This window comes from Egbenema bharatensis FJBBOT/2019 (genome assembly GCF_048077055.1).
GTDB classification, from domain to species: domain Bacteria; phylum Cyanobacteriota; class Cyanobacteriia; order Elainellales; family Elainellaceae; genus Egbenema; species Egbenema bharatensis.
Genome location: NZ_CP182236.1, coordinates 6,799,185 through 6,811,386 on the forward strand (window position 1 = coordinate 6,799,185; position 12,202 = coordinate 6,811,386).

General features: G+C 50.3%; 13 protein-coding genes and 1 pseudogene. 5 read left to right on the forward strand and 9 right to left on the reverse strand.

All coding sequences use genetic code 11. The features are described 5' to 3' along the window. Nucleotide 1 precedes the first annotated feature (1 nt). On the reverse strand, nt 2–742 hold the full coding sequence (locus tag ACM1PF_RS31630) for a phosphatase PAP2 family protein (protein ID WP_416670404.1): 741 nt from the start codon (nt 740–742) through the stop codon (nt 2–4). Between the two features lie 210 nt (nt 743–952). Between ACM1PF_RS31630 and ACM1PF_RS31635 the strand changes: the two genes are divergently transcribed. Next, nucleotides 953–1,570, forward strand: a complete 618-nt coding sequence (locus ACM1PF_RS31635) for a TetR/AcrR family transcriptional regulator (protein WP_416676895.1) — start codon at nt 953–955, stop codon at nt 1,568–1,570. Nucleotides 1,571–1,677: 107 nt separating this feature from the next. Beyond that, nucleotides 1,678–2,096: pseudogene (locus tag ACM1PF_RS31640) on the forward strand (hypothetical protein). 99 nt (nt 2,097–2,195) lie between these two features. Here the strand turns inward: ACM1PF_RS31640 and ACM1PF_RS31645 are convergent. From ACM1PF_RS31645 to ACM1PF_RS31660, 4 genes are all read right to left on the reverse strand, one after another. After that, entirely contained in the window at nt 2,196–2,396 is a 201-nt protein-coding gene (locus ACM1PF_RS31645) for a hypothetical protein (protein WP_416670405.1), read from the reverse strand. Between the two features lie 407 nt (nt 2,397–2,803). Next, on the reverse strand, nt 2,804–3,604 hold the full coding sequence (locus ACM1PF_RS31650) for a DUF4058 family protein (protein WP_416670406.1): 801 nt from the start codon (nt 3,602–3,604) through the stop codon (nt 2,804–2,806). Nucleotides 3,605–3,958: 354 nt separating this feature from the next. After that, nucleotides 3,959–4,453, reverse strand: coding sequence for a hypothetical protein (locus tag ACM1PF_RS31655; RefSeq protein ID WP_416670407.1), 495 nt, complete (start codon nt 4,451–4,453; stop codon nt 3,959–3,961). A 481-nt stretch (nt 4,454–4,934) separates the two neighbouring features. After that, the gene (locus tag ACM1PF_RS31660) at nt 4,935–5,672 is read right to left on the reverse strand and encodes a TIGR04255 family protein (RefSeq protein ID WP_416670408.1); all 738 of its coding nucleotides are present in this window, start codon (nt 5,670–5,672) and stop codon (nt 4,935–4,937) included. A 329-nt stretch (nt 5,673–6,001) separates the two neighbouring features. Here ACM1PF_RS31660 and ACM1PF_RS31665 point away from each other — a divergent pair, with 329 nt between their 5' ends. From ACM1PF_RS31665 to cbiT, 3 genes are all read left to right on the forward strand, one after another. Then, complete coding sequence (locus ACM1PF_RS31665; RefSeq protein ID WP_416670409.1) at nt 6,002–7,846, forward strand: hypothetical protein; 1,845 nt, start codon at nt 6,002–6,004, stop codon at nt 7,844–7,846. Between the two features lie 4 nt (nt 7,847–7,850). After that, nucleotides 7,851–9,575, forward strand: a complete 1,725-nt coding sequence (locus ACM1PF_RS31670; protein WP_416670410.1) for a hypothetical protein — start codon at nt 7,851–7,853, stop codon at nt 9,573–9,575. 292 nt (nt 9,576–9,867) lie between these two features. Further along, complete coding sequence (gene cbiT, locus ACM1PF_RS31675) at nt 9,868–10,464, forward strand: precorrin-6Y C5,15-methyltransferase subunit CbiT (protein ID WP_416670411.1); 597 nt, start codon at nt 9,868–9,870, stop codon at nt 10,462–10,464. A 4-nt stretch (nt 10,465–10,468) separates the two neighbouring features. Here cbiT and ACM1PF_RS31680 read toward each other — a convergent pair whose 3' ends face one another. From ACM1PF_RS31680 to ACM1PF_RS31695, 4 genes are all read right to left on the reverse strand, one after another. Further along, a complete protein-coding gene (locus tag ACM1PF_RS31680; RefSeq protein WP_416670412.1) occupies nt 10,469–10,843 on the reverse strand; it encodes a hypothetical protein in 375 nt (124 codons plus the stop codon). A 92-nt stretch (nt 10,844–10,935) separates the two neighbouring features. Next, nucleotides 10,936–11,325 carry a hypothetical protein gene (locus tag ACM1PF_RS31685; RefSeq protein WP_416676896.1) on the reverse strand — a complete coding sequence of 130 codons (390 nt, stop codon included), beginning with the start codon at nt 11,323–11,325 and terminating at the stop codon, nt 10,936–10,938. Nucleotides 11,326–11,668: 343 nt separating this feature from the next. After that, entirely contained in the window at nt 11,669–11,824 is a 156-nt protein-coding gene (locus ACM1PF_RS31690) for an arginine synthesis PII-interacting regulator PirA (RefSeq protein ID WP_416670413.1), read from the reverse strand. Between the two features lie 108 nt (nt 11,825–11,932). Continuing rightward, nucleotides 11,933–12,082, reverse strand: coding sequence for a chlorophyll a/b-binding protein (locus ACM1PF_RS31695; RefSeq protein ID WP_416676897.1), 150 nt, complete (start codon nt 12,080–12,082; stop codon nt 11,933–11,935). Nucleotides 12,083–12,202: the final 120 nt, after the last annotated feature.

Consider the following 12,202-nt stretch of genomic DNA (forward strand, 5'->3'; position numbering starts at 1 on the left):
CTTACTTTTCAGCTTCTTCTAAAACAATGGCTTCGTCGCGGGCAACCGATCGACTGAGTTGGGGTTTGATTACCGACCTCATGCTGACGGCCCAGGCAATCGCCATCATCCAGCCTGCCAAAATATCACTGGGGTAGTGGACTCCTAAGTACAACCGAGTCCAGCCGATCGTGATAACGAAAATACTGCCGAATAGCAGTACCCAATTTCGCCAGCGAGTTTTCCAGGTCAAAATCAGTAGGGCAGCAATGAACACCATACTGGACATTGCATGGCCACTGGGAAAGGAAAATTCGGCAACGGGAGGGCGATCCCATAGGGCTGGACGAACGCGATGAAACCAGAGTTTTGCCCCGCGATTGATTAGAATTTCACCAAATGCAGTGATAAAAAAGTAGGTTAATGATCGCCAGCGTTTAACGTACAACAACCCCAAAGAAATGGCGATCGAAGCGGGTAAAACGCCCCAGATTGTTCCTAAATTAGTGACTGCGGTGGCAAAGGTATCAAGGGCAGGACGATGGGTTTGGTAGATTGCGTTTAAGATGACAACGTCCCATCCTAATCCACCCTCCAACCGCCAGATTTGAACTGCCAGCAATACAAAAATTGTCAGGGGAAGGTAGAATCCCAATCCAATTAACAGAAATGCTTCCCAGCGGTAGCGAAACCACTGTTTCAAAAATTGGGCAAACGAGGTCAGCCGTTCACCCAAGCGTAAATTCAACCGCTTATGCATCATCTTCAATCTGTATCTTCCATCTGTGTGAAGCTTTGTAGAGAACCTGCGAGCATCTATTTCAGAATTGATAAGCTAAATTGACAAGAGGCTCTTTTGATTGTCTCTTAATTTTTAGCTAATAGTCAGCGTCAGGGCAGGTGAAATACGCCTGTTTTTGAACCTGTTTTGAACATGATGTAAACGTTTTGCGTCGGCAGCCGACGAATGGCGATGAGATCATTCCGTAGTGTCCCCCAAACTGAGGCAGAAACTCAAACTCGGATTCTCCAGGCTGCGAGGCGATTGTTTGCCCGTCAAGGATACGATGGTACGACGACTCGTGAATTAGCCCAGGCCGCCGGAGTTGCAGAAGGAACTATATTTCGGCATTTTGAAAACAAGAAGGCCATCTTGATTGAAGTGGCGACTCAGGGATGGGTTGAGATTCTGACGGATCTGCTGACGGAACTGAGCGAAATGGCGAGCTATAAGGCGATCGGGCAGGTGATGCGGCGACGAATGCTGAACCTCCATCAAAATGCGGATCTGATGCGGGTATGCTTCATGGAAGCGCAGTTCCACCCTGACCTGCGGGAGCAAATTCAGACGGAAGTGATTGTCAAAATGACGGATGTGGCGGAAGCGTTTTTTGAAACTGCAATGGATCAGGGTATCTATCGCCGAATGAATCCTCGCACAGTGGCTCAGGTGTTTCTGGGCATGTTTACGGTGGCTGGGTTTAGCCGCGATACGATCATGCCAGAGAATTCTTCTCCCCAGGCGATGATGGATATGGCAGAGGGGATGGCGGATATCTTTCTGAATGGGGTTCTGGCGAATCAGAGCTAATGGGCACTCGATCGGCTCTCTAAAATGCTCTCTAAAATCAGGCATAGTGGATTGGTTGCGGTAGGAGCAACGCTCTACAATCCAGAGGGAGCGAGAGGTGAGGCATTATGGAACGAGGATTGATTTGGCTACCGTTGCTGGCTCTGTTTATTGGGCTGGCGTGGGCAGGCTGGAATGAGTATCAAAAGCTGGAAGCTTACCGGGCATGGGCGGAACCGTTCGATCGCGCTAAGTATGATATTTATGCGGTGTTGGGGCAGAAGGGGGATGAGATTACCTGGGGGAAGCCAACTCAACAGGGCCGATTCAGTTAGAAACTTTTTCGCTGCAACAGGTAAAGGCGATCGAGTTGAAGGTGAATCATCAGGCTGTGGATCTGGCGCATCCTCCTGCGAAGGGTCGTTCGGTGGAATTGGAGTTTGAGCTGGGCGATCGGTCTATCCGGGTGCCGTTTACGGATTTGGGGATGGCGGTGCAGTGGACGCAGGTGTTGCAGCGGGAATGGCAGAGGTTGCAATTGAGTTAGGGTTGGGGGAAATGGGCGGGCAAGATGCCCACCCCACAAGAGATGTAGGGGCGATTCGTGAATCGCCCGTGTTGTGTTGGAATTGTCCAGGAATGGAAATTATCGCACCAGAACCGTCATGTATTTTCCGGTGGCGAAGGGTGCGGGGATGATCGGGGTAAACTGAACTCGATCGGTTGCCAGTTTTCTGACGTAGCACTCGTTCATGGTGAAAATGACCTGATCTCGTGTACCGATAATCCAAATTTGTACCCGTTCGCCTTGCGCGATGGGCAGCAGTTCGTTGAACTCTGAAGACATATTTAGTTCCTCGCTGAGATGATGTAAGGGAAGAAAAGCTTAAGGTGTGGGGAATCGTTCCAGGAACAGCCCCCAGACTCCTTACTGAAACAGCGAGGCGATCGATTTTCGATACGATGATCTACAATCAGCACAGCCTAGCTCTCTGGTATTGCAGAGAGTCAGGTTAGCTGGTTAGGGTCGTTCGCAGCTTCCCTAATCAGCGTTAGACCTCACCTTAAGCGGGTGGATGAACTGGCTCCTCTTCGGCAGAAAAACCAGCATCGCAATAGCATAAGGGATACGCCTGGAAAATATCAAGCGTATTCCGATAATTTTTTTGCTATTTTCGTGGGAATAGTGAAGTCCGGTATCCCCTCTGTGCGCCAGATTCCGAAGTCAGCATTTTGCTTAGGCGAGACGTGCAATCACCCACCTCGAATCGGAGTCAACAACTCATCCACCCACTGCTGGTCTACTTCGGAGAGTTTGGGTGGGGGAACTGGTTGGTGATAATCAATGCGGGTGTCATAGCGGGCGCGTTCGTATACCTGCTCAAACACCGCTTGTAAGGGAACGATCGGTTCTGCTTCGTTCAGTTTCAGCGGAATGGGAAAACTGGGTAAGGCTTGCTGAAGCGTAATTCCATAAAGCTCTGCTTTAGGACGCTGTTGACTGCGACTAATCAGAATTCGATAGGGGGATACCGATCGCACACCCAAAATCGCCATCGGCTTTGCCCCTCGCAGCAAATCCAATTCCACCAGATGGGTTTCACTCCCCAAGATCAACCGCCGCTTTTTCTCGTCTGCCGTGCGTCCTCCACCAGCCCGCTTATTTTTCGGGGATAGCAGTTCAATTACAGCAATCACCTCATCCGTGCCCATTTCCCGCACTTCTAGATAGCGTTCCTTGATTTCAATCGGCATCGGCACTGCAACCGTTTCAGGACGAGATTGAGTGGCAACCACGGGTTCTTTCGCAGTGGGCACCGCTGGAGCGGAGGGATCTGACTGCTTGGCAAAGACGATCGCATCTGGGATACCAATCAGTAATTCCTCGTCACTCTCATCGCTTTGATCGGTGCGAGTCTCCACGTCTACGTAGTAGTGCGAACTGAGCTGTGGTTCAATGGCATCCGCGATCGCCACCATCAGCCGAGTGTGAAACGACGACCAGAAGGCTGGATGTTCCAGGTAGGGATTCATGCCAGGAAAGGGCGATGGCATCCGTGAAACTCCCGCAGTGCAAGAATTCCATTCAGTATATCCTATGCCTATGATGGACTCTACTAAAGGGGGAGCATGTCACGTTTGCAAGTCTAACCCTCATCCCCTAACCCCTTCTCCCAAGCGGGGAGAAGGGGAACCGGATCGAAGTCCCTCGCCCTTTGGGAGAGGGATTTAGGGTGAGGGCGACAAAAGTTGACATGCTCCCACTAAAGGAGCCGATCGGATCAATTTATTTGCATACTATTTGCATAAGTGGAATGCTCCCGCGATCGTTCCTCCGAGTGTCAGGAGATATAGATCTTCATCACCTGATCTTTGAGCGAATGGCAGACCATTGAGATAATTTTCTACTTATTTAAATTCTGGAATAGATGATGGCAAGCCAACACGCATAAAAAATCGAGCAAAGGTTTGAGAGAAATGTTCTAGAAACGGAGATTGCAAACGCCAGCGTGAGCCAATTTTCTCTGCATGTCTTACGAGGTATGGAAAAGGCAGGCTGTAAATTTGGCGAAAGTCTACTACAAGGGCATCTCTATTGTTGGAGGGATCAATCTGGGATGCCAAAAGATGTAATCCTTCGATCCTACCTTTGCGAACCTCATTCCATCTACCCTTGCGGGCAAAATCTGGATTGAACTTCTCAAACTCTATGACTGAATAAATAGGGCATAGGGCAACGAATTGAGCTTTTTGATTCTCCAGATCGCAGCTTTGAGTGATTACGATCAAATCCAGTTCTCTGACTTCTACATCAATTTCTTGCCCCTCTGGATCTTTGGAGAAATTTTCTGGATCAAAAATTGGAATAGGAACGAGGGAGCATGTCACTTTTGTCGCCCTCACCCTAAATCCCTCTCCCAAAGGGCGAGGGACTTCGATCCGGTTCCCCTTCTCCCCGCTTGGGAGAAGGGGTTAGGGGATGAGGGTTAAACTTGCAAACATGACATGCTCCCTAGGAACGAGGCAATTGGGCAAATAGTCTCCTTGCCGCAAAGTCGCCTCATTCACTTTTATCCAAAAAGGTTCTACCGTCATTCGTCATCCAGTCGGTATGGTTGAGGCTCAATGCGTCCTTTGAATTGATATCTTACCCGTACTGTAAAAGTTCGCTTAGGTGGAACAGGATCGTAAGAGATGTCCTGAATATCTTCTGATGTAGTTAACTGCTGCTCTGAGGGTGTTAATGTTTTCCAAATTTGATCTGTAAATTCCGCCAGCCTCCGACGTTCTGGACTTTGAAAAGTTGGAGAAATCATTGCTTCTCGGACTAGTAGGTTAGGTTTTATCGTTGTTCCTTGAGCAGGTGGGGAAGGGCAAATTGTAGTCATTTTATCAACTCCCTTGTTTCATCAGTAATACAAGCTTCAAAAATTTGATCCGTTTTTTCATGTAATCTCTCCAAAATATTCCAAAAGGACATTTCTTCAACCGAAACATCACAGAGTTTGAATAGGTCAATATCCAACAATACAGACACAACCGAATCGTCAGAAGTAGGAATAATTGCTTGGTTTAGAAGGAGTGTCGCTTCAACCTCTGGACTGGGGATCTGTAGCTGCATGAAGTAGCCATTTAGCGATTCAGATAAATCAGGGGGAACTTCAGGAAAAACTCTTAAGTAATCTTTGAAATCCTTCATAGGAAGAGGTAGATCCAAACGATTAATGTAACGGACAGCAAGCCGAGTGATAGAAGTTGGATGAATTGCAGTCTGATAAATCTCCCATAATCGCTTTGCTTCATCCCGGAATTGCTCCCAATGCTCGTAAGGCGCAAGCCGACTGAAGGCAAAACCATCCAAACGTACCTGGACAATTTGCTTTCGATCGCTACTGGCATAGCCAAATCCAATCTGAGTTTGACTGGCTGTAGCTCCAATGCTTTCCCCTGCCGACATTTCTCCTTGAATGACCAAAAGAGATTCTTGGTTTGGGTAATCTGCGGCAATGCTCATATGCACATCAGCTAGTGCTGCGAGTGTTGCCCCTTGAGGAAGGTTAACTCGCAGGTCGATCACCGCTTCGGTGATGGGTGCGCGTGAGTAGTGTCTCCTTGCTTGCATAGCACCATCGTATCCGTGACAGGAGCTAAAGACAAACCTTTGGTTTGATGGGAGCATGTCACTTTTGTCGCCCTCACCCTAAATCCCTCGCCCTTTGGGAGAGGGACTTCGATCCGGTTCCCCTTCTCCCAGGTGGGGAGAAGGGGTTAGGGGATGAGGGTTAGACTTGCAAACGTGACATGCTCTCGGTTTGATTGACTGGTAAAACTCCTGAAACTATTATTTTCTCGTAGATTGAGTTGGCGATAGTGTAACCCAACGACCCCCACTCAGTACAATATTCACACGACAATTTAGAACCCCCTACGACTCAAAACCCTCGATCGCCTATGGGAACGCTACACCAATTTTTCTTCAAACCGCTGGATAAAACGGCTCGATCGCGCCTGCTGTTCTGGCAAATCCTCAGTCTTACGGTTGCTGCAATCTGCCCGATCGTTGCCCTGGAAAAGGCGTTTGGTGGAGCGTTTATCATGCAGGACGATGCGCGACAGCACGTATTCTGGATGAGTCGCTTTGTTGATCCAGAGTTGTTTCCAGGGGATGCCGTTGCCGATTATTTTCAGTCGGTGGCTCCGTGGGGCTATGCTGCGGTTTACCGTCTGTTTGCTGTCATCGGGATTAGTCCAATTCTGTTACATAAGCTGCTGCCGATTGGTCTGGCTCTCATCACCACTGCCTACGCTTTTGGTTTGGTTTTAAGGATATTACCGATTCCGTTTGTGGGGTTTTTAACGACCGCATTTTTGAATCAAAACCTCTGGATGCGGGATGATATTGTGTCTGCCACACCAGTCGCCTTTGTGTATCCCTTGTTTCTGGGTTTTCTCTATTATCTGGTCAAAGGGCAACTCATTCCCTGTTTAATTGCGATCGTGCTTCAGGGATTGTTCTATCCGCAGTGCGTGTTTATCTATAGTCTGATCTTGCTTCTGCGAGTAGTGCAATTTAATGGTGGACGACCTCGCTTTTCTGCCGATCGACAGGATTACTGGTTTTGTGTCGCGGGATTAGGGGCAGCGTTTCTCGTCCTTTTGCCCTATGCCTTGAAGACCTCAGCCTTTGGCCCCGTCATCAGTGCCACAGAAGCGCGATCGCTGTTTACCTTTTCTCCGGCAGGATGGTCTGATTTTTTTGCAGAGAATCCGATCGCCTTCTGGTTTTGCGGTAAGCGGAGTGGTATGCTGCCAATGGAATGGTGTACCGCTAGTTTTGACTTTACCCCCTACGATCGAGACACCTTCCAAATCACCCCCCTGCGCGCCTTGTTTTTGCCGCAAATCTGGCTGGCTCTGTCGCTTCCCGTCCTGCTGAAATTTAAACCGCGCTTTCCTTTAACCCAGCAAATTACGCCGCAAATTCGGATTCTGCCCCAAACCCTGATCGCCTCTGTGGTTCTGTTTTTTGTTGCCCATGCTCTCCTGTTCCGCCTGCACTTGCCCAACCGCTACACCGAACATAGTTTCCGAATTCTCCTGGCTCTGGCCGCAGGATTGGTATTGGCGATTCTGCTGGAACGATTGCTCCAGGTCAGAATCTTTGGCAGGGAACGATCGCCCCAATCAGCTCCAGTACCAACAACCTACCCCCGATCGCGCGTTTCTCTGGCAGCGACATTGCTACTGTTACTCTTTCTGATCGGCTATCCCACCTTCCTGCGGTTTGAAAATTCAGTGTTCCCTGTGATTCAATACTCCAGGGGATGGTTCCCGGATTTATATGAATTCCTGGCGGCCCAACCCAAAGATAGCCTGATTGCCTCCATCGATCGGGAAGTGAATAACTTACCCAGTTTTACTCAGCGATCGATCCTCACCGGCACAGACGGCTTCATTCTGCCCTACCACCTGGGCTACTACCAGGAAATGAGTCAGCGAATTACCGACCTGATTACGGCCCAATACAGCCTGGATTTGAGCCAGGTGCAGCAGGTGATTCAAACTTATGGCATTGACTTTTGGGTGGTGAACCAGTCTGCCTTCAAGGCAAAATATCTGGGGGAAAATCGCGTCTTTCAGGAATATGCAGATACCAGTCGCGGCATTCGTCGGCAATTGCGCCAGAGTGAGGAACGCCCCGCCCTGGAGCGGGTGCAGGAGGCTTGTACCGCGTTTCAAAATCAGGACTTTGCGATCGTCAATGCAGGCTGCGTGCTGGAGCAAACGGAGAACTAGTTGAATGGGATTACAACGAGCCTTTGCCGATAGTTTTGCTGCCAAACCCGCCAGAGGGAGTCAAATCTTCTGGTTCAGTCTAACCCTGACGGTGGCGGCAATCTACAGCATTTTGTACCTGCAAATTGCCTTTGGTGGCGAGTATGTGGTGCAGGACGATGCCCGTCAGCATGTCTTCTGGATGCGGCGATTTCTGGAGCCTGGGCTGTTTCCTGATAATCTGATTGCCGATTACTTTCAGTCGGTGGCTCCCTGGGGTTACACCCACTTTTATCGCCTGTTTGCGCTCCTGGGAATTGATCCGATGCTGCTGGCCAAGCTGTTACCCGTGGCGTTAGGACTGATTGCGGCTGGCTATGGCTACTTTGTCAGTTGGCAGTTGCTTCCGGCTCCGTTAACCTCCTTCCTCTCATCGGTGATGATTCAGCAGGTGATCTGGACTCACGATGATGTGGCTTCCGCAACCCCCAGAGCCTTCATGCCTGCCCTGTTTCTGGCGTTTTTGTACTATCTGCTCAAACGACGGCTGGTTCCCCTGTTGGTGACGATCGCCCTGGAAGGATTGTTTTATCCCCAGTATGTCTTCGTGTTTGCCGGATTGCTTGTGCTGCAACCCTTACGCTGGCAGGAAGGTAAACTGCGGCTTTCCCAGGACAAAAAGGACTATTGGTTTTGTGCGGCGGGATTAGCCGTTGCGGTTTTAGTCATGCTGCCCTACGCCCTGACCGCTTCAGACTTTGGCCCTACGATCACTGCCGCAGAAGCCAGGGAACTGCCAGAATTCAATGCGGGAGGACGCAGCCGCTTTTTCTACGACGATCGCCCCCTCCACTTCTGGTTTGCCGATGGTCGGAGCGGTCTTTTTCCCGCCTTCAGACCAGCCACCCTGGCGATCGGCATTTTGCTCCCCTTGCTGATGCGCTTCCCCAACCCCTTCCCCCTGGCGCGACAGATCACCCCCCAGATTCGCCTGCTGCTGCAAATCATCATCGTTGCCCTATTTTGGTTTTTTGCCGCCCACCTGGTTTTGTTCAAGCTGCATCTGCCCAGCCGTTACACTGCCTACACCCTGCGCTATGTGCTTGCCTTCAGCACGGCCTTCAGCTTTTGCCTGATTTTTGAAGGGGGACTGCGTTCCTTGCAGCGATCGGCGGCTGGAACCCTCAAACGCTTCTGGGTCTGGGGCATTGCAGCCCTCGCCGGAACCGCGTTACTGATTTATCCCAACACCGTTCCCGACTTTCCCCGCACCAACCACATGCGCGGCCGAATTCCCGAAATTTACGAATACCTGGCCCAGCAGCCCAAAGATACGCTGATTGCCGGGGCAACCGGAGAAGTGGATAATATTCCCTCCTTCACCAATCGATCGGTACTGTTCAGCCGGGAATACGCCATTCCCTACCACGTCGGCTATGCCAATCAGTTTCGCCAGCGGGTGGAGGACTTTATCCAGGCACAATACAGCCGTGATCCAGCCGAGTTGGCCAACTTCATCCGCACCTACGGGGTAGATTACCTGATGATTCCCCGCTCCTCGTTCAACCCCGACTACCTGGAAGCCAACTGGATTCGGCAATATCCCGATGCCATCCGCGAGGCCAGAGCCAACCTGGAACAGGGCAGACCAGTTTTACGCCGGATGATCAATCCCTGTACGATCGTGGAAAACGCAGAAAACGAAATCCTGCTACTGGGAACCCAATGTATTCTGGAGGCAATAGAGTGAGGAGATAAGGCAGAAGGCGGAAGAGGGAAGAGGAAAGAGGAAAGAAAAAAACCTCATCTTCATCCGGGTGTATCCCACTTTTGCATTTGCCTGATGGATCGTTCACTGGCAGGCAAGATGCCTGCGCTACGGAAATCGATCCATTTGCATCAATGGGATGCTCCCACTCCCTCCTTCCCACTTCCCACTTCCCACTTCCCACTTCCCACTTCCCACTTCCCACTTCCCACTTCCTCCTTCCCACTTCCTCTCTCCTTACTCAGTCCTCAGTCCTCAGTCCTCAGTCCTTCCTATGTCTCTCTGGCCCTACGTTACTCCTGGCATCCCCGATCACCTGTTTGAACGCATTCCTGGCATTCCCCTCAGCAAACGGGAGGTGCGGGTGTTGCTGCTGTCCATCCTGCGGCTGAAACCGAATTCGGTGCTATGGGATATTGGGGCGGGAACGGGAACGATTCCGGTTGAGGCCGGTTTACTCTGCCCCAAGGGTCAGGTGATTGCGATCGAACGGGATGAGGAAGTGGCCAGCCTGATTCGGCGCAACTGCGATCGGTTTGGGGTGAAGAATGTGGAGGTGATAGAAGGCAGTGCCCCCGCCTGTTTGGATAACCTGAAGGATGCGCCAGATTGCGTTTGTGTGGAGGGCGGGCAACCGATTAAGGAAATTTTGCAGGCGGTTTGGCAGAGACTTCAGCCGGAGGGACGGATCGTGGCCACAGCGACTAACTTCGAGGGACTATACGCTATTTCCGAAGGATTGGCCGAGCTGCAAGTCCGCAATATTGAGGTGGTACAGTCTGCCGTTAATCGCTTAGAAACGCGGGGTAGCCGTCAGGTGTTTGCTGCGGTCGATCCAATCTTCGTGCTGAGTGGAGAAAAGGTGGATTGAAGGGTCAGGGAACTCTCTGCTGTAAATCCGCCACCTGATTTTCCAGCGTAATAATTCGATCGCGCAGTTCAATGGCCAGAGTTGCCAACCGATCGAACATGGGATCAGCAGCAGGCGTTGCGGGAGTCGGGCTGCCAGGTTCCGATGGCGTGGAATAGGTGTAGTTCAGCCCGATGCTGGAGCTAATTCGGGTAATGTCGCCTTCCAAACGGCTAATCCGCGATCGCAGGGAGGAATTTTCCGATTCCAGACGAGACACCCGTGAGGACAGGAAGGCTGTATTGCTTTGGGCAGGGGTAACGGTCTGCCAGCCGACGATCAGGAGCAGGGTTAACACCAGTACGGCAAGGGGTCGGAACCATTTTGAGAAAACCATCATGGGAATTCTGGGGTAAAGATTGAGTTGAAGTGGGATCAGGATCTGCCTCGATCGTAGATCTTCTCAACCTGAACGGGATCCGAATGCTCCACCTACCCTCGATTTTCCTGCCCGTCTCGCCGCCCCAGTTCATACACACCGCAGGCAATACAGGCGATAATTCCCATGCTGATCGTCCAACTGCGTCCCAGGCTAATTTCCACCAACCAGTTACACAATCCACCGATAATCAAAAACGGCACAATGCTAAGCAGTGAAGCGAGAAAGGCGTTTTGGGACTCCCTGCCTTTACGGGTGCGCTCAAATTCGTCCGCAGAGGGATAGAGCGATCGTTCCACAAAATTCATCCACTGCGCCACCCGATCCATCAGCCACTCGCTCACGGGAAACAGTCCGAGGTACAGTGCCAACGACCACAGGGTAATGCCAGCCAAAAGCGTTGGGTCTAGCTTCAACTGAAAAGGGAGCAATTCCGTTAACAATTCCGTCAGCATGGGACGAGAGTGACTCATGTAATAAACCTATGAGTAGTGTAACGGATCGCAACAGTTCTTAGAAAATCATGAAAATTGACCTCTGCTAGAATCGGCAGTTTTTCGAGGGGCAACTTGCCGATGCCATCTGAATTTCACGGCTGCAATCCCCTTTAAAACGCTAAAGAGCTTGATTCTACAGTTTCAAGCTCTCTTCTATTCTAATGATTTGAATATACTCCAGGCTCAAACCCTCATCTGGTATAAAGTTAAAGCGCAGGGAGTAAAGTAACAAAGAACGATAGAGTCGATCGAGCCAATCATTGGCGTTCAGGGACTCTTCGTTCTGGCATTAACCGATGTAGCTCGCTTCGGACTCAAGCTGACGAATCAAGGCATCGTTTCCAGACAAACGGGCAACTTCTAAGCGGCGCTGCACGTTTTTCCGCAAATTGTCACGATGCATTTGAACGGCTTGAGTAATCATTTGCTGGCGATTTCTGTTCATACTGGACATTTCCTGTTTCAAATTTATGCTGTCTAATTATCTCCAGCCTAGCATAAATCAAAAAACAGTAGCCTGTGATACAAAAATTTACTGAATTGAGCCGATGACTCAGCGCAGTCCCAGCCAGGTAAAAAAATCTTGATGGGTAAACAGCTCCAAAATCAGCAAGGCAGCAAAGCCAATCATGGCAAAGCGTCCATTAATAATTTCTGCATAGGGAGTCCAACCGAATGCAGGAATAGCGACAGGTTCTTCCATTTCTTGAGTCGCAGGGTCTTGAGAGATGGAAGTGGATTCTTCAGTCATAATGCTCCAGGTCTTCTTTGCAGTACCCCAAATAACTATCAAATTCTACGTCGCTTTGACAATTTTATTTTT